This window comes from Candidatus Nitrosopumilus sp. (genome assembly GCF_965223225.1).
In the GTDB taxonomy this organism is placed as follows: domain Archaea; phylum Thermoproteota; class Nitrososphaeria; order Nitrososphaerales; family Nitrosopumilaceae; genus Nitrosopumilus.
The window spans coordinates 1,639,509-1,657,149 of record NZ_CBDCVU010000004.1 but is presented as its reverse complement, the minus strand read 5'-3'; the positions used below and the strand labels follow the sequence as shown (position 1 = coordinate 1,657,149).

The 17,641-nt window shown below is 36.5% G+C and carries 18 protein-coding genes and 1 tRNA gene; 11 read left to right on the top strand and 8 right to left on the bottom strand.

Annotation, left to right across the window (positions count from 1 at the left end; all coding sequences use genetic code 11):
• Nucleotides 1–69: 69 nt before the first annotated feature.
• A complete protein-coding gene (locus tag ACOQN3_RS10480) occupies nt 70–1,515 on the top strand; it encodes a DNA-directed DNA polymerase II small subunit (protein WP_420546394.1) in 1,446 nt (481 codons plus the stop codon).
• Here ACOQN3_RS10480 and ACOQN3_RS10475 read toward each other — a convergent pair.
• Entirely contained in the window at nt 1,492–2,694 is a 1,203-nt protein-coding gene (locus ACOQN3_RS10475) for a Cdc6/Cdc18 family protein (RefSeq protein ID WP_420546393.1), read from the bottom strand. The two genes, ACOQN3_RS10480 and ACOQN3_RS10475, sit on opposite strands and share 24 nt — an antisense overlap.
• 495 nt (nt 2,695–3,189) lie before the next feature.
• Here ACOQN3_RS10475 and ACOQN3_RS10470 point away from each other — a divergent pair, with 495 nt between their 5' ends.
• Nucleotides 3,190–3,576 carry a hypothetical protein gene (locus tag ACOQN3_RS10470; protein WP_420546392.1) on the top strand — a complete coding sequence of 129 codons (387 nt, stop codon included), beginning with the start codon at nt 3,190–3,192 and terminating at the stop codon, nt 3,574–3,576.
• Nucleotides 3,577–3,579: 3 nt separating this feature from the next.
• On the opposite strand, the gene ACOQN3_RS10465 is transcribed toward ACOQN3_RS10470, so the two are convergent.
• From ACOQN3_RS10465 to ACOQN3_RS10455, 3 genes are all read right to left on the bottom strand, one after another.
• Nucleotides 3,580–3,741: an AbrB/MazE/SpoVT family DNA-binding domain-containing protein gene (locus ACOQN3_RS10465; protein WP_420546391.1), complete on the bottom strand. Its 162-nt coding sequence runs from the start codon at nt 3,739–3,741 to the stop codon at nt 3,580–3,582.
• Between the two features lie 135 nt (nt 3,742–3,876).
• Nucleotides 3,877–4,494, bottom strand: a complete 618-nt coding sequence (locus ACOQN3_RS10460) for a winged helix DNA-binding protein (protein ID WP_420546639.1) — start codon at nt 4,492–4,494, stop codon at nt 3,877–3,879.
• 127 nt (nt 4,495–4,621) lie between these two features.
• Complete coding sequence (locus ACOQN3_RS10455; RefSeq protein WP_420546390.1) at nt 4,622–4,984, bottom strand: hypothetical protein; 363 nt, start codon at nt 4,982–4,984, stop codon at nt 4,622–4,624.
• Nucleotides 4,985–5,049: 65 nt separating this feature from the next.
• Here ACOQN3_RS10455 and ACOQN3_RS10450 point away from each other — a divergent pair, with 65 nt between their 5' ends.
• The gene (locus tag ACOQN3_RS10450) at nt 5,050–5,805 is read left to right on the top strand and encodes a geranylgeranylglyceryl/heptaprenylglyceryl phosphate synthase (RefSeq protein ID WP_420546389.1); all 756 of its coding nucleotides are present in this window, start codon (nt 5,050–5,052) and stop codon (nt 5,803–5,805) included.
• Nucleotides 5,806–5,813: 8 nt separating this feature from the next.
• Nucleotides 5,814–9,194 carry a DNA polymerase II large subunit gene (locus ACOQN3_RS10445; RefSeq protein ID WP_420546388.1) on the top strand — a complete coding sequence of 1,127 codons (3,381 nt, stop codon included), beginning with the start codon at nt 5,814–5,816 and terminating at the stop codon, nt 9,192–9,194.
• A gap of 1 nt (nt 9,195) precedes the next feature.
• Here the strand turns inward: ACOQN3_RS10445 and glyA are convergent, their stop codons facing one another.
• The gene (gene glyA, locus ACOQN3_RS10440; RefSeq protein WP_420546387.1) at nt 9,196–10,518 is read right to left on the bottom strand and encodes a serine hydroxymethyltransferase; all 1,323 of its coding nucleotides are present in this window, start codon (nt 10,516–10,518) and stop codon (nt 9,196–9,198) included.
• Between the two features lie 100 nt (nt 10,519–10,618).
• Here glyA and thsB point away from each other — a divergent pair, with 100 nt between their 5' ends.
• Together thsB and ACOQN3_RS10430 are read left to right on the top strand one after the other, a co-directional pair.
• Nucleotides 10,619–12,325, top strand: a complete 1,707-nt coding sequence (thsB, locus tag ACOQN3_RS10435) for a thermosome subunit beta (RefSeq protein WP_420546386.1) — start codon at nt 10,619–10,621, stop codon at nt 12,323–12,325.
• Nucleotides 12,326–12,380: 55 nt separating this feature from the next.
• Nucleotides 12,381–12,662: a hypothetical protein gene (locus ACOQN3_RS10430; protein ID WP_420546385.1), complete on the top strand. Its 282-nt coding sequence runs from the start codon at nt 12,381–12,383 to the stop codon at nt 12,660–12,662.
• Here ACOQN3_RS10430 and glnA read toward each other — a convergent pair.
• Nucleotides 12,659–14,119, bottom strand: coding sequence for a type I glutamate--ammonia ligase (gene glnA, locus ACOQN3_RS10425; RefSeq protein WP_420546384.1), 1,461 nt, complete (start codon nt 14,117–14,119; stop codon nt 12,659–12,661). The two genes, ACOQN3_RS10430 and glnA, sit on opposite strands and share 4 nt — an antisense overlap.
• 54 nt (nt 14,120–14,173) lie before the next feature.
• On the opposite strand from glnA, the gene ACOQN3_RS10420 reads away from it, so the two are divergent.
• On the top strand, nt 14,174–14,731 hold the full coding sequence (locus ACOQN3_RS10420) for a hypothetical protein (RefSeq protein WP_420546383.1): 558 nt from the start codon (nt 14,174–14,176) through the stop codon (nt 14,729–14,731).
• 34 nt (nt 14,732–14,765) lie between these two features.
• Entirely contained in the window at nt 14,766–15,050 is a 285-nt protein-coding gene (locus ACOQN3_RS10415; protein WP_420546382.1) for a hypothetical protein, read from the top strand.
• A 4-nt stretch (nt 15,051–15,054) separates the two neighbouring features.
• Here the strand turns inward: ACOQN3_RS10415 and ACOQN3_RS10410 are convergent, their stop codons facing one another.
• Nucleotides 15,055–15,276 carry an AN1-type zinc finger domain-containing protein gene (locus tag ACOQN3_RS10410; protein ID WP_420546381.1) on the bottom strand — a complete coding sequence of 74 codons (222 nt, stop codon included), beginning with the start codon at nt 15,274–15,276 and terminating at the stop codon, nt 15,055–15,057.
• 111 nt (nt 15,277–15,387) lie between these two features.
• Between ACOQN3_RS10410 and ACOQN3_RS10405 the strand changes: the two genes are divergently transcribed.
• Both ACOQN3_RS10405 and ACOQN3_RS10400 read left to right on the top strand, forming a co-directional pair.
• The gene (locus tag ACOQN3_RS10405; protein WP_420546380.1) at nt 15,388–16,128 is read left to right on the top strand and encodes an SDR family oxidoreductase; all 741 of its coding nucleotides are present in this window, start codon (nt 15,388–15,390) and stop codon (nt 16,126–16,128) included.
• A gap of 1 nt (nt 16,129) precedes the next feature.
• Complete coding sequence (locus ACOQN3_RS10400) at nt 16,130–17,281, top strand: NAD(P)/FAD-dependent oxidoreductase (protein WP_420546379.1); 1,152 nt, start codon at nt 16,130–16,132, stop codon at nt 17,279–17,281.
• 3 nt (nt 17,282–17,284) lie between these two features.
• On the opposite strand, the gene ACOQN3_RS10395 is transcribed toward ACOQN3_RS10400, so the two are convergent.
• The gene (locus tag ACOQN3_RS10395) at nt 17,285–17,494 is read right to left on the bottom strand and encodes a hypothetical protein (RefSeq protein WP_420546378.1); all 210 of its coding nucleotides are present in this window, start codon (nt 17,492–17,494) and stop codon (nt 17,285–17,287) included.
• A 56-nt stretch (nt 17,495–17,550) separates the two neighbouring features.
• On the opposite strand from ACOQN3_RS10395, the gene ACOQN3_RS10390 reads away from it, so the two are divergent.
• Nucleotides 17,551–17,624: transfer RNA gene (locus tag ACOQN3_RS10390), tRNA-Pro, on the top strand.
• Nucleotides 17,625–17,641: the final 17 nt, after the last annotated feature.

Here is a 17,641-nt window from a genome sequence, read left to right as displayed (position 1 = left end):
TGTTTTTTGACATTATTTGAGGGTTATAGTTGGGCGCAGATTTAATTAAACCAGAAATTATTTTTTGATATGAAAAAGGAACTGTCCTTTGCATTAAACTATGCATTAAACAAGGGGTTCCAGATTCATCCTGATGCTTTTAAAATACTAGAAAATGTAGATGTTAGGAAATTAGAGAAGATCATAAAGGAAATTGTCAAGGAAAAAACAAAGCAGAAATTATTTCAAATAAGTCAGGACGATTTAGAGGTATACCTAGGAATAAAAGATGATCCTACACTACAATGTGAGGTCAAAGTCATATCGGATCCTACTTCAAAAATCACCACGGGTGAGGGCGTCAAAGGCTATAATGCATTATTTTCCAGCAGATTTAACAAGTTCAAGCGAATAGTTTCAGAACGACCCGAATCAAGGATGCTAAAATCGATAGCTTCAACAAAAACAGCAAAAACTGAGGATGACATGTACGTATGCGGCCTTGTTACTAACAGAGTTTCAGAGAGAAACATTACAAAATTAATTCTAGAAGATCCCTCTGGTTCGTTTGAAGGAATTATTTTTGATAAAGAATTGCAACAGTTGGCAGATACACTACTTAGTGACCAATTTGTAATGGTAAGAATAAGTATTGGAAAAAATTCAGGACTGCTTGTAAAAGATATCATATTGCCTGACATACCTGATCAATCTGGCAATAGGTCAGAAAGTGAGACATATGCTGCGTTTCTTTCAGATCTGCATATAGGCAGTAAATACTTCATGGAACAGGAGTTTACCGAATTTGTGCAATGGTTGTCAAGTCCAGATCCTGTGGCAAAAAAAATAAGATTTATCCTGATAGGAGGAGACGCAGTCGATGGGGTAGGAATTTACCCAAATCAGGACAAAGAGCTTGTCTGTCAAACCATAGAGGAACAATTAGAAAAAATGGAGAGTTTACTTGATAAAATTCCAAAAAATGTCAAGATCATCATTATGCCTGGAAACCACGATCCTGGAAGAAGGGCATTGCCACAGCCTGCCATTCCAAAAAAATACAACTCCAGTTTATGGGAACGTGAAAATGTAGTAATGGTCGGAAATCCAGCCGTTATTTCACTAAATGGTGTCAAGGTTATGATGTTTCACGGACAAAGTATAGACGATATCGTAAAAACAACGCCGGGTCTCAGTTATGACAAGCCAACCACTGTAATGAAACATCTGTTAAAGGCACGACATCTTAGTCCAATTTATGGAAGCCAGACCCCTATTGCACCTGAGATGCAAGACCTGATGGTAATCGAGGACATTCCAGATATCTTTCATGTAGGCCATGTCCATAGGGCCCAGTTAGATATGTACAAGGGGATTTTATTAGTAAACTCTGGTTCTTGGCAAAAACAAACCCCCTTCCAAGCTAGTGTTGGAATGACACCAAATCCAGGTATTGCAATCATGGTTAATCTGAAGACTTTTCAGGTCCTTCATGAAAATTACAACTCAAATTTAGATAATGTCTTGCAAAGTTAGGTCATCTTTGAAGGTCTTTTTTACCATTTCTGAGGAAACTGTCAGTTTGTATTTTTTTGTTCTACCGTGAATTCCTTGATGAACCAACCTTCCTGAAATAATTCCAGAAAGTTCTATCTCACTTAGCATTTGGGTAATTCTTCTTTGCGTTAATTCATCTCGTCCAACCATTTTGCAGAGATTTTTGTAGGATGAGTAAATTTCTCCAGTAGAAGACCCATTGGCCTTCATTATGGCCAATATTACGAGTTTTTCATGTAAAGGATATGATTTTAGAGATGTTTCCTCTTTGTTTTCTTCAATTTTTTGGGATGCCTCCCTAACATGCTCAATTGTAACTTTGTATGATTGCTGTCTCTCTGCAAGCTCTCCGGCAACACGAATCAAATCAATCGCCCTTCTTGCATCCCCATGTTCCCCTCCTGCAAGGGCCGCACAGAGGTTCAATGCAGGCTCTTCAACTGAATTGGCTACAAATGCTTCCTTAATTCGCTCTTCTAGTATCCTCTTTATTTGGTCAACATCATAGTTAGTAAATACAATCTCCTCTTCACCCAGACTGCTAATTACCCTAGGATCTAACTTTTCTTTAAAGGTCAAATCATTTGAGATTCCAACTAATGTTAGGGACCCTTGACTTAGCCTCTCATTTGCCCTTGTTAGTTGATAAAGGATGTCTTTGCCGGTTTTTGAGACTAGTTGAGCCAAATAATCAATTTCATCAATTACGAAAATTGCATTAAGTTTTTTCTCTGTAATATTGTTTAGAATCCTCTTGAAGACCTCACTTATTGCAAGGCCTGTGTTGGGTATTTCTTTTTCGGTTAGGTCTAATTGCCTTCCTAAACTCACCAATAATCCATAAAGAGTTGTTTCTTCTTTTGAATTGGAATAAACAAGTTTGATTGGAAAATTTGATTTTTTTACCCTTTCTTGGATTTTCGAGACAACTTTTTTTACAACAAGAGTTTTGCCGGTTCCGGGTTTTCCATACACCAAAAGATTCGAAGGTCTGGATTGTTTTAGAATTGGAAGTAAGGATTGCGTTACTTGTTCTTGTTCGGAATCTCTATGAAGGATGGTTTCAGGAAGATAGGTAAAATGTAAAATTTCACGATTGGTAATAATTGATTTACCGGTTTCAGCTGCATCAAGTAATCTATCTATTGGGTCAGACATACTCACACACCTTTGTTTCCACTCAATAACATTACAACCATTATCTAAATTATGAGAGTATAGTATAGAATAGTAACTCTAGTTTAGTTTGTAATTAATTATTTTTAGTTAGGTTTTAGGTTTTCAAAAAAAAAAAAAAAAAAATTAAAAAAAAGAGTGGAAACAAAGGTGTGTGGGTTGATCCTAAAAATAAAAAATGAATTAACAAATTGTTAAATTCATGTTAAGGAATATTAAAAAAAGCCCATTTTAACCCCTTTATTTCCATTCCAGGCGTTAAGATAGACGTTAACACTGTTAAAATCAAAGAAATAACCCCTTTATTTCCATTCCAGGCATGAATTTTCCTCAAATTAACCATATTTGAAGGGCCTTGTGTTAATAACAAAATAAAGGCTAGGCGTGACTTACGCAGTCAACATTAACAAAGTACTGTGTTAACAAAATTTCTTGGATCAATTGAACTGTTAACATCAGATCCTCAAGATCCCTGAAATGGCAAAAAAACGAATTCGAATTGATATGGAAGACGCAGATGGCGCCAGGTATGACATAAAGTTAGAGGGTAACGTAACAAGGGAAAAAGTCCTAAAAATCTTTGAAATGATGGACTTGATGAATATTGAAGAAGAAAATGAATCCACAAACATTGATTCTGTAGGCTCAAAAATTTGGCATATTATAGACAAATTCTTCCCTATGGGCAAGTTCACATCAACCAATATTCTCGAGAAATATGAAGACGAATTCAATGAACCAGTAAAACTTAGTGTAATTTCCACATATTTGTCGCGGTTTTCGACAAAAGGGAGGGTTGAAAGAACAAGAACGGGTCGTGAATGGACCTACCAAACCATAAAAATCAGTCAGAAACAGACCTAGAAATTAAGATATCACAATTTTTCTTACGATTAACCTATCCTTACCAAGAATTACTTTCACATATTCACCTTTTTGAACATCCATGTATTTTCTAAATTGCTTTGGGATTGAGATAGTACCTGCTGATGTGATTTTGACTAAAACTTCATTTTCTTGTACTGACATAAATCGATTATAATTTAATAATATATATAATTTAATAATTACTATATATTATAAATTAATATCAAAATTCATTAAATGAGAGAGAAAATTACTTCAGATTGTCAATTTGGTGTATAAAATCTAAAATTTTGTTTGTTATGCAGTTGTAAGTTTTGGTTGAACAGTACCGACTTTCATCTTTCCTTTTTCGGTGATTGAGTAGGTGTAGGGTTTGCTTTCTGTATTTCTTTGAACATAACCATCTTCAAATAATTTCTTCATTAGTCTGGAAGTATGTTCTCTACTTCTTTTTAATGTGATTTGGATGTCACGTGATGTCATATCCTTGTTTGTGATTAATTGTAGCACATAATCAGTTGGATTTGTCACATCAATTTTAGGGATGGTAGAGATATCATCTTGTTTTTCACTCACCTTTTCTGTCAAAACCTCGTCTTTCTCTATCCTTTCTGGTACAACAGAACTATGTTCTTCTTTTTTTGCTAATTTTTCTAAGAATTGCTTTAATTCCAGATTTGGATCCTCTATTTTTTGTTCAATTCCCTGAATTTCTAAGGCATCTAGGCGTATTTTCATATCAATTAATTGCCTTTCATAATATTCCAGACGTTCTGATTCTAGATTTCCTGATACTGAATCTTCATTTTTTATCATTGGACGAATTTTGTAATATGCGTATAATCCACCTACCCCTAAAATAAAGGCCAAAATCACACCTAAAATTATCTTAGGATCAGGAATTTCTACTAACATCACAATTTCTATACCTAGTTTGTGATTTATTGTGATTGAACAATATTATTTCACATTTTAGATTAACAAACTCACATGAAGCGTCACGGTTTTTTCATCCAGTTGAACATTGGTTTGTCACATTACGTCACATATTACACGCCTGACGAATCAACTTGTCAATCACACTAATGACTTCATCCTCTCTTTCTGGGAATATATCACTGTCATTTATCACACGAATCTGGTCTGAAAGCTTTGATATCACATCAATATCATCAGGCAAAAGTATGCCTAGACCGCGTAAAAGTATGATTGAGTAAAACAATGCAATTAATTTCTCTCTTGACTGCCCAACTTGCCTGTAATAGGCTCCTTTTGATATTGAAAAACTAGATTCTAAAAGATCTTTCTGATTTAAAATAATTTCAATTTGTCTCTCGGTAAATAGTGATTTTTTGATAATTTTGCTAATAATATTGTTAAAATTTGATTTTGTAGAGTCCACCATAGCTATACAAATCTGTATACTGCTATTCCAATTAAACTTTAAAGAGTCATCTACAAACGTCTTTTATGACTGGAAATAAAGTTGAATCATTCCTAAAATCAGAATTAGAAAAGAAAAATGCATTATTGTTTGTGTTAATTGATTCAGAAGTGTCAAATTTGGAGGCCTCAAGCAAGCTTGCAAAAGATGTGGAAAAAATTGGTGCATCTGCAATCTTAGTTGGGGGTTCTTCTGCTACTGATCAAATTGAGATGGCAGAGGTGGTCAGGGGAATCAAAAAGGGAATAGAAATTCCGATAATCCTGTTTCCAGGTAATGTTACAGGAGTCGTACCTGATGCTGATGCTATCCTTTTCAGCTCCTTGATGAACTCTGAAAATCCATATTTTATTACTCAAGCTCAGGCTCTAGGCGCTCCAAGCGTTCTTAAATTTGGCCTTGAACCACTTCCTACCGCATATTTGGTGATTGGAGATGGTACATCTGCGTGGTTTGTTGGTTCAGCAAGAGGAATACCTTTTGAAAAACCTAAAATAGCTGCGGCGTATGCATTAGCCGCACAATTCCTAGGCATGAGGTTTGTGTACTTAGAGGCAGGCTCAGGAGCTAAAACTCATGTTACTCCTGAAATGGTTCAAACAGTTAGACGCACTTTTAATGGATTTTTGATTGTAGGTGGAGGAATCAAAGATGTCGAGACTGCTCAAAGTTTAGTACAAGCAGGAGCAGATGCACTAGTTATTGGAACCTTCCTTGAAAAAGGTGGGAGCTTAGAGAAACTAAAAGAAATATCAAAAGCAATTCAAAGAAGCAAGGAGTAGTAACCTACATGTCTGAAAACGACGCAATATCTAGAATCCGCGGTATTAAGATGCCTGATTATTATCTTAATTACTATTCTAATCTATCTGCTGAAACATATTCTATTTTTGAGAATGCGGCAGCAGCAAAAGCAAGTTTGGTTGATTCTTCAGGAATGATTGAACCAAAGATTGCCTTTGACTTGGCCGACAGAGTTTCTAAAATGCACGAGATTGATATTGCCGAACCATTGAGGGAACTACTCAAGATTAACGGAAAAGAACTATCTGCACTTATTCTCTCAAAGGAAATTGCAATGGGCAAATATTCCCTCCCAGATGCTTCATTGGAAGAAAAATTAGATCTAGCTGTACGTGTAGGCCTGGCAATTGTTACTGAGGGAGTGACAATTGCACCTCTACAGGGAATCAATGAAGTAAAAATAAAGAAAAACAAAGATGGTACTGAATATCTTTCTGTTTCCATCGCAGGACCTATGCGATCTGCAGGAGGTACTGAATCTGCGGTAACCATGTTAATTGCAGATCATGTCAGAAAGGCAGTCGGCTTGTCAAAATTTCAGGCAAACTCCTTTGATGATGAAACTGGTAGATTTGTCGAAGAATTACGAATTTATGAACGAGAAGCAAGCAGCTTTCAATTTCATATTCTAGATGAAGATATTGAACATGTTATTTCCAATCTTCCTGTGGAACTAGACGGTGTTGATACAGATCCATATGAGGTAGTAAATCACAAGTCCATGACTCGTATTAAGACTGATCGTGTCAGAGGAGGGGCCTTACGTGTTTTAAATGACGGCCTGATTGGAAGAGCGAAAAAACTACTCAAAAGGATTGAACTGTATAATCTAGATGGCTGGGAGTGGCTAAATGATCTAAAAGGAGCAGTCCAGAAGGGAGACAATCAGGAAGATGCTGCTGCAAAAAGAATGAGAGAGGTGATTACAGGGCGGTCGGTTTTGTCAATGCCCAACAAACTAGGCGGATTTAGGTTACGTTATGGAAGAGCATGCAATACAGGATTTGCTGCAGTTGGACTTCATCCTGTAATTGCAGAAATCCTAGATCATACAATTGCAGTGGGGACACAAATCAAAATTGACATACCTGGAAAAGGAGCCACAGTTGCCTTTGTTGATTCTATTGATACTCCAATTGTTCGACTAAAAAACGGCAATGTAGTTAAGATTAAAGACGTCCAACACGGTCTAGAATTAAAAAATGATATTGAAAAGATTCTCCATTTAGGAGACATCCTGATTTCATTTGGAGACTTTCTTGAAAATAATGCACAATTAGTTCCTTCTGGGTATGTTGAGGAGTTTTGGATTGAAGAATTAAAGCAAAAAATTCAAAAATATGATCCCAATAATCAGCATCTCAAACAATTTTTAGTAAATCCTCCCAAAATCGAGGAAGCATTCAAAATTTCCCTTGATTTCCAAATTCCCCTACACCCTCAGTATCTGTATTTTTGGGATAAAATTTCGTCAGACGAACTCTCTCTACTTTTGCATCCGGAAAGCAAAACTCAAACATTAATCAAATACCCAAAAGACAGGAAAAAAATTCTTGAGAAACTGGGCACTCCCCATAAAGTTGAAGGAAATTCAATTGTCTTAGAAAATCAGGAAGCAATAATTTTCACTAATCTATTATTTGGAAAGAAACCATTATTGGATTCAGATTTTTCAGTACCAAAAATTTTGACAGATTCTAGCGGAATCCAGATCAAAAATAAATTCTCAACATCAGTCGGAGTCAGGATTGGCAGACCAGAAAAAGCTGCACCCAGACAAATGAAACCTCCTACCCATGTACTCTTTCCAATTAGTGATAAAGGAGGTCCTACTCGAGACCTCCTAAAGGCATCCAGAAATGAACACTTCTTCACAAATATCTCAAACAGGCATTGTGACCAATGTGGCGAACCTTCCATTGGCATAAAATGTTCAAACTGTGATCAAAAAACGATAATAACCTACAGATGCTCACGTTGCAGAGATAATCTTGATGATCCTTTCTGTGAAAAGTGTAAAAGAAAAGCCCAAGCGCATTCTCACAAAGAATTTCCACTGAAAAAAAAACTCCTATCTGCTCAGGAAAGAATGGGTCTAAGAGCCCAAGAGCCATTCAAAGGTGTAAAGGAATTAATCAATCAAGACAAGATTGCCGAACCGCTCGAGAAAGGCCTTGTTCGTCAAAATTTTGGACTTACTGTCTTTAAGGATGGAACTGTAAGGTTTGATGCTACAAATTCGCCTCTAACTCAATTCAAACCGTCTTGGATTGGAACGTCAATTGAGAAATTACACGAACTTGGTTATTCACATGATATTGATGGAAATCCCCTTGAAGATCCAGAGCAAACTATAGAGATACGAATGCAAGACGTGATAATTCCACATGAAAGTGGAAACTATCTTGTTTCGGTTTGCAAATACATTGACACTCTATTGGAAAAATTTTATGGCAAGTCAGCATTTTACAGAGTGGATAGCACTGACCAATTAATAGGCCACCTAATTATCGGCTTGGCTCCACATACATCAGTAGGTATAGTTGGAAGAATTATCGGCTACACTGAGACTCATGTTTGTTTTGCAACCCCAAACTGGCATTCGGCCAAAAGAAGAGATGCTGATGGTGATGCAGATTCTATTATGCTTTTGATGGACAGCTTGCTAAATTTCTCTAGACAGTTTCTTTCTGATAGGATAGGCGGACTTATGGATGCTCCATTGCTTGTTCAACCACTTGTTTTGCCGCACGAATCTCAACCACAAGCACATAACCTTGAAGTGACAAGATCACTTCCATTGGAATTTTTTGACTCTACATTACAACAAGTCAAGGCTTCTGATGTAACCTCAGTTGAAATAATCAAATCAAGATTGGAAACAGAACGACAATTTTATGATTATTTATTTACACATAGTACATCTTCATTAATTACTTCTAAATCTAGAAGCGCTTATTCCACACTTGGCTCTATGCTCGATAAATTTGACATGCAAATCCGTAACGCAGAGTTGATTGACGCTGTTGATACATCAGAAATTGTATCAAACGTAATCTCAACACATCTCGTACCTGATATCATGGGAAATCTTCGAGCATATGCAAGACAAAACTTTAGGTGTACGGGTTGTGGAAAGTCATTTAGGCGCATGCCTTTAATCCAGACTTGTGTTTGTGGTCATAAACTAATTCCAACCATAACTAGAGGCTCTGTTGAAAAATATCTTAAACTTGCAAAAAGGCTTGTTGAGAAATATGACGTGAGCAAATACCAACGAGGAAGAATACATGCTCTATCTGATGAAATTGAGTTGGTGTTTGGCAAGAGTCATGGTGACCAAGCACTTCTTACAGATTACGCGTAGTTTATCTTAACTTGACGTATTCATATGCACCTAGTTTACCATCAAAGCAAAACTTGACTTTCTGGTAATTTTTTCTCAAAGCCTTTACTTTAGGCAAAATCTTTTTTGGATCTTTCTTTTCTATGATTACTTGTTTGATAAATGATGCAATTTCTTGCATTTCGTTCTTTTTCATGCCAAGACGTGTAATTTCAGAAACTCCCAATCTGATCCCACCAGGATGAAAATAATTCCTACCCGCCTTGATATCTCCTGGAATCAATTGTCTATTTACTATAATGTTGGCTTTTTCCAAATCAGCTTCGACCTTTCCTCCATCTGAGTAATCAAGAACATTAACGGCAATTTGATGTGATTTTGTAAACCCTCTACTTTCTCCTAATACCTTGAAACCTACATCACTAAGAGCTTCTGCAAATGATTTTGCATTTTTTATTACTTGAGAGGCATAGTCTTTTCCAAATTCTAGTGCTTCTGCAAATGCCACTGCTTTACCTGCCATATGATGAATATGATGACTGCTAGTAAGACCTGGAAATGTAGCCTTTTTAATTGGCTCTTCATGTTCGTCAGAACCTAATACTAATCCTCCTTGAGGTCCAAACAAAGTCTTGTGAGTACTCATCGTCATAGTATCTGCACCCTCACGCAAAGGATCTTGGAATTTTCCACCTGCTATTAGTCCTGCAACGTGTGCTGCATCATAGTTTATGTGCATATCATAACTTTTTAGAAAATCTGACAATTCCTTAACAGGATGTGGGAACAAGAACAGTGATCCACCAAACATTGCCATCTTAGGAAGTCTACTGTCTTTTTTTAGATCCTTGATTTTCTGCTTGGTTTTATCAACATCAACAGTCATTTCTTCAGCATCAAATGGATAGAACTCAATTTCTAATCCATGTACCAAACCAGCTGTTCCAGAATGTTCTTTTTTACCATGTGAAATATGTCCACCAGCTGGAATAGATGGAGCTAACATAATATCTCCTGGATTGGTAAAAGCAGAGTATACTGCAAGATTTGCAACAACTCCTGAAATTGGACGTACATCGACAAATTTTGATTTGTATAGCTTTTTGGCCAATTTCATGCATTCAAACTCAATTTCATCTATGTAGACACATCCTGCATAAACTCGTTCTCCCGGCCATCCTTCTGCATATCTATTTCCAAAATCTGAAATTATTGCCTCTCTTACTGCAGGACTAGGAATGTTTTCACTTGCAATTAATGGAATTGAATTCTCAAACCATTTGTGATGTTCTTTTAATTTCGTGAAAATTTTATTGTAAGATTCTTTATTTTGTGACTTTGCCATGTTCTAAAATTTAATTTTCCCAATTTAAAAACACCGATACTGGATAGATCACACATTTGATTTGGAAGGTATAAAAGGGGAATCTAGAGTTTTTTGATTTATGGGTATGCAAGCTACTTCAAAGGGAAATATGCCAGTTGTATTGCTAAAAGAGGGCGGTTCAGAAACCAAAGGCAGAGATGCACAAAAGAACAACATCGCAGCATCTAAAATTATTGCCGAAATTGTTCATACTAGTCTAGGCCCAAGAGGCATGGATAAGATGCTTGTTGACTCATTAGGAGACGTTACAATTACAAACGATGGTGCTACCATCCTAAAAGAAATTGATGTTCAACACCCAGCAGCAAAAATGCTAGTTGAGATTTCAAAAACAACTGATAATGAGGTAGGAGATGGAACAACTTCTGCAGTTGTTTTGGCTGGTGCCTTACTTGAAAATGCAGAGTCATTAATTGATCAGGATGTTCACCCAACCATTATTGTTGATGGTTATAGAAAAGCAGCAAGAAAGGCAAAACAATTTCTAGAAAGCATTGCAGACACTGTTTCTGCAAACGACAAAAACATTCTAACAAAAATTGCAAAAACATCTATGCAAACAAAATTAGTTAGAAAAGATTCTGATCAACTTGCTGAAATTATTGTTAAGTCTGTCCTAGCTGTTGCAGAAAAGGATGGAGATAGTTTTGATGTTGATATAGATGATATTAAAGTAGAAAAGAAAGCAGGAGGATCCATTAAGGATTCTATGATTATCCAAGGTATTGTATTGGATAAAGAAGTTGTACACGGCGGAATGCCTCGAAAAATTACTGATGCAAAAATTGCATTAATCAATACTGCATTAGAGATCAGCAAAACTGAGACTGATGCAAAAATTAACATTTCAAATCCTCAACAACTCAAGTCATTCCTAGACGAAGAAAACAGGATGCTCAAGACAATGGTTGACAAAGTCATTGGTTCTGGTGCAAATGTTGTCTTATGTCAAAAGGGAATAGATGACATGGCACAACACTATTTGGCTAAAGCAGGAATTGTTGCAGTAAGAAGAATCAAAGAAAGTGATCTGACTAAACTTGCAAAGGCAACTGGAGCAAGAATTGTCACAAATCTAGACGATCTATTTGAAAAAGATCTTGGTGTTGCAGATCTTGTTGAAGAGAGAAAAATTGAGGAAGACAAGTGGGTATTTGTTGAAGGATGTAAACATCCAAAATCTGTTACCCTGCTTTTACGAGGAGGATCTCAGAGAGTGGTAGATGAAGTAGAACGTTCTGTTCACGATGCATTAATGGTTGTAAAAGACGTAATTGAAAACCCATCAATTGTTGCAGGTGGTGGAGCACCAGAAACCTTCGCTGCAACAAAGCTTCGAAACTGGTCAAAATCTTTAGAAGGAAGAGAACAACTTGCTGCAGAAAAATTTGCAGATGCCTTAGAGGCCATACCATTAACACTTGCTGAAAATGCAGGAATGGATCCAATTGATACTCTTACCTTACTTCGTTCAAAACAACAAAAAGGTGAAAAATGGACTGGAATTGATGTCATGAAAAGCAAGATCACTAACATGAAATCAAGTGATATTATCGAACCACTAGCAGTTAAACTTCAGATTGTTTCAGCTTCTGCAGAAGCTGCATGTATGATTCTTCGCATTGATGATGTTATTGCCACTCAAAAATCTGCAGGTGGACCTCCACCAGGAGCAGAGGGTGGAATGCCCGGAATGGGTGGAATGCCCGGAATGGGTGGAATGCCCGGAATGGGTGGAATGCCTGACATGGGCGGCATGATGTAGTAAGCCGTTCTGAAATTTCTTCAAAAGTTTATTTGATAACTACATTTACGCTCTAATGTTGAATGATTCTCCATCTGTTGTTGTACTGAGCTTAAAGTACATCTATCTAGTTGTGTTTTTTGCACTGTTAGCAGGTTTTTTCCATCCAATAATCACAAACACTACTTTTGATCTAGTGGTTGTTGGAGTGTTGGTACTGTTTCTTGGTCTTGCAGGAGGTGTTTTGCTTTATCGGGCCTCTACATCTGAGAAAAGAACAAAAATGTTTTTGGGTGCAGGTTTTGCTTTAATTACAATTTCGTTGTACTTTATTTTCCAGCTTACTGGAAGGGTCTAAACGTCAAAGTAAAGATAGAACTCATGTGGATGTGGCCTGATAGAAATTTCACGCTGATCTCTTCTTTCTAATTCAATTATCTTATCAGTTACATCATTAGTGAAAATAGGATTGAGGAATTTTCTATCACTTTCTAACTCATCTAAAGCCTCACCTAGACTTTTTGGAAGTACTCCTATTCCTCTTTTTGCTCTATCACTTTTTGTCATTTTGAAAATATCATCACGTACTTGGTCTCCAGGATCCAGTTTTTTCTTGATTCCATCCATTCCTGCTGCAGTCACAGCTGCAAAAACAAGATATGGGTTTGAAGAAGGATCAGGTGCTCTGAATTCAAGTCTTTTTAGGTGTGAGTACTCTTTTCCTTTCAGATGTTTTGGAACTCTAACTATTGCTGAACGATTTCCTGAACTCCATGCAATATATGCCGGAGCTTCATATCCTGGGACTAGTCTGTGATATGAGTTTGTGGTTGGATTACATATTGCAGATAATGCTTTGGCATGTTCGACAATTCCACCACAAAAGTAACGTCCTACCTGACTTAATTCAATCTCATCGTTTGGATCATAAAATGCATTTTCCTTTCCTTTCCATAAACTGACATTTACATGCATTCCAGAACCTGAATCCATTGCTATTGGTTTTGGCATCATAGTTGCAACTTTTCCGTATTTCTTTGCAACATTTCTAATTACATACTTGTAAGATTGTGCTGCATCTGCTGCATTTGTCATGTAATCATATTTTATGTCGATTTCACATTGACCTGCTGTTGCAACTTCGTGGTGATGATTATCACATAATATACCGAAATTCCTCTTGAGAATGTTTACACATTCATTCCTGTAAGGAGTAAGTGTATCTGATGGTGTGCTTGGATAGTAACCTTCCTGTAATCCCATTGGATATCCATCTCCTTCTTGACTCCATGGAGCTTCTTTGGATTCTATAGAATATGATTGACCCTTGTATGGTGTTAGGACATCCCAATGTACTTTGTCAAAAACAAAGAACTCTACTTCAGGACCCCACGTGCTAAAATCATATCCTTGTGTTTTGATATATTCCTCAGCTTTTTGAGACAATCCTCTAGGATCTCTTGATAGTCTTCCTCTGCCTTCTCCCCAGTAGACATCACACAAAAGCCTGGCTGTTTTATTTTCAGTCATCCAAGGAATTATTGCAAATGTGTTAGGATCCGGTTTTAACAACAGATCAGAGTCATCAATACTGGTAAATCCTACAATTGATGATCCATCCAATTTGGGTAAGCCATCTCTCATTTGTTCAGGCGTAAACGTATCAGCTGAAATTGTGGTATGATGAAAATGACCGGTAAGACCTGTAAATTGCAAGTCAATAAACTGAATTCCTTCATGTTGAATTCTAGAGAAAACCTCATCAGGCGAATATGTTACTTGTATTGCTTTACCGTGACTTACTTTATAGGGCAATTTTGTACTTCAATCAAACACAAATACATCCATCATTTAAGGATTAGCTAAGAAATGTCCAAATTTAATCAGCTTGACCTAAATTCATTGCATCTAGTCGTTTTACGAGAAACTGAAAATGACTCCATCTTAGAACTAAATGCCAATTTCTACAGAAACCTCTCTGATTTTATTGGAAATCTAAGAAAACAAGAATTTGATGGTGTTGAAAGTAAGATTAAGGACACCATAATTGAAATGGCCGTAGAACTTACCTCATTACTACTCCATATCAGACTGGATAAAATTTCCAAATCCGATAAACTGGAGCTTGGTTATCTGCTAGATGAGGAAAAATTCATTCTGGACTCGCAAGATGAACAGTCAGAACGAATAGAGATGATTCTTTCTGCCACCATTAACGGAAAATCAAAATTTCTTGAATCAATAGCGCAAACTCATAAAACCAGAAAAATCCTTGTAAGATTTCTACAGGAGGTAAATGAGATCGTGGGAGCTGATCTTGAAAAATACGGTCCTTTCAAAACTGAAGATATTGCCACGATACCATATGAAAATGCACAGGCCTTGATTGCAAAAAATATTGCAACAAAGGTACATTGGGAAGATTAGATAGAAATTATACCTTAACCCCTTTGCATGTTGTATGTCCCACACAGGCGTAGATGTAATTGATTTTCTATTCTATACAATTTATCCTGTGATTGGAATTTTTGTTGTAGAAGGAATAAGTAGAATAGTAAAAGCCCCTAAATGGATTAAACTCTGGATTCAAGCAGCTGTCTCAATTGGTTTTGGAGTTTATTATTGGTTCATTTTGCCTGCCCCTCAAAATTTTCCATTAACTGCATTAGTTATGTTTGCACTTGCAATTGCGCTTATCTATCAAGGAAGGCGTGCAAAAATTTCTCCTGATAAAAGCCCATACTGATAAGCTAAAATCTTCCAAAAATACGTCTAAAAATATTTGGCCTGTCTCGCCCACCATCACGTATTACTTTTCTTTCTCCAAATCTCTTTGCTCTTATCTGGCTTAATTTTACACATCTGTGTTCTTCAGGTAGTCTGTGTTCTGAACAAAAAGGATCCTTGCAATAATTGCATTGAAAGGGTAAATCTGTTAAATCGCCACAATAGGCACATTTCTCAGGTTTCACAAAATAATTTATTATTTTTCTTTTAATAAAGTTGCCAATGAATTCTTCAAACTATTCTTAGAAAGGATAAACATTTTTACAATATGAAAATTTAGTTTGAATGTGATTTAGATGATTAAAGATAAAGTGGCAATTGTTACTGGAGCAAGCAGCGGTATTGGTTATGCTACTGCTTTGGCATTATCAAAAGCAGGAGCTAAGGTTGCGATAGGAGCCAGAAGAACTGATAGATTAGAAGATCTTGCAAAAAAGATCACAGATAATGGTGGTGAAGTTTTTTATCAAAAATTAGATGTTACACAAAGATCTGAATGTGAAAATTTTTCTAAAGCGGTTTTAGAAAAATGGGGTTCTATTGACATTCTTGTAAATAATGCAGGTTTGATGCCTTTGAGTTTCTTCAAAAGCCTAAAAGTTGATGAATGGGACAGAATGATTGACGTTAATATCAAAGGTGTATTGTATTGCACTGGTTCTGTGATATCTCACATGAAAGAAAAAAAATCTGGTCATATTGTGAATTTATCATCAGTGGCAGGAAGAATCGTTTTTCCAGCTGGAAGTGTTTACTGTGCAACAAAACATGCAGTTGCAGCGTTTAGTGAAGGATTAAGACAAGAATTTAGTGTACGTTCTAACATTCGGGTTACAAGCATTGAACCAGGAGTAGTTGCCACTGAGCTCAATGATACTATCACTGACGAATCTCTCAAGGGATTTATTGAAAATGCAAAAAAGATGGAAGCCCTACAGGCAGAGGATATTGCCAACGCAATTTTGTATGCAGTAGAATCTCCGTCCCATGTCAATGTTAACGAGGTATTGATAAGACCAACTACCCAAGAACGTTAAGTTGCAAAAAGTTCCACATGTAGTCATTTTGGGAGGTGGCTTTGGAGGCCTTTCTTCTGCTAACGAGTTGAGAAATTCCTTACCCGCAGAAAAACTAGCAATTACTCTGATAGATAAAAAAGATTGGTTCATGGTTGGATTTGCCAAACTATGGATAATGAATGGGACAAGAAAATTTGAAGACTCTGTTGGATCGTTAAACAATCTTTCAAAGAAGGGAATCAATTTTGTCAAAGACGAGGTTCTTTCAATTGATCTAGAAAATAAAACTATTACAACATCGACTAAGAAAATCTCTTATGATTTTTTAATAATCTCTACAGGCTCTGTTTTAGCTCCAGAAAAAATTCCTGGGTTGGTTGAAAATGGATTCAATCTATATGATCATAATCAACTTTCCGAGATAAATCAAAGACTCAATGATATGGAATCTGGAAAGATTGCAATCTCCATAATGGGAATGCCTTACAAGTGCCCGCCTGCACCTTTTGAGGCAAGCTTATTGATCAATTCTATGCTAAAAAAACGTGGAGTGCGAGAAAATGTCGAAATTCACTTTTACAGTCCAGCTCCAACAACTTTACCTGCAGCAGGTCCTCAAGTCAGCAAACAAATCTTTGATCTAGTAAATTCTGAAAAAATCATCTTCCATGATTCATGTAAGATAAAATCAGTTGAATCAAAAAAATTAATTTTTGAAAATGATAGAGAAGAAAGCTTTGATCTGCTCTTGGCAGTACCTCCACATGTTGCCCCCAAAATAATATATGATTCCGGATTGGCAAAAGAACCAGGATTCATTTTGATTAATAGAGATTGTAAGACATCTTATGACAATGTTTTTGCAATAGGTGATGTGACAAGTATGGTAGTGTATGAATCAATGGCAATGCCAAAAGCAGGCGTCTTTGCAGAAGGAGAAGGAATAGCAGTGGCCAAGAATATCATCTCAATGATTCAATCAAAAGAGGAATTTGTACTGTATGACGGAAAAGGTGGATGCTTCATAGAATCCGGTAAAGATACAGCATCAGTAATTGAAGTTGACATGTTCTCAAATCCAAAACCTTCTACTACCTTAACTGAGCAAACACATGAGAACTTGATAAAAAAAGTTGATTTTGAAAAAGAAAGATTATCTAATTGGCTGTAAAGGCTAGTCTGCTTTCTCTTTCTCTTTAGTCATATGTTCTAGTATGGCCCTTACCTCAACGCCCAACTCTTGATTATCTTTTGATAAATTCAGTTTTTCTGGAATGCTATTTTTAAAATCCTCATCTTCCATCTCTATACTTCTTCTTTGTACGCAATCGAGATGATCTTGATCAGTTGCAGAAATCTTCTTACAAACGCTGCAAATCTTCATGATGTTAGGTAGATAATACGACGATTTAATAATTTCATTTTGACTGTCTGGAGTAAGGGATCGTCGTCTAGCTTGGTATGATACTAGTCTGGGGGGCTAGTGGTCGCAGGTTCAAATCCTGCCGGTCCCATACAACTTTAGTGACAC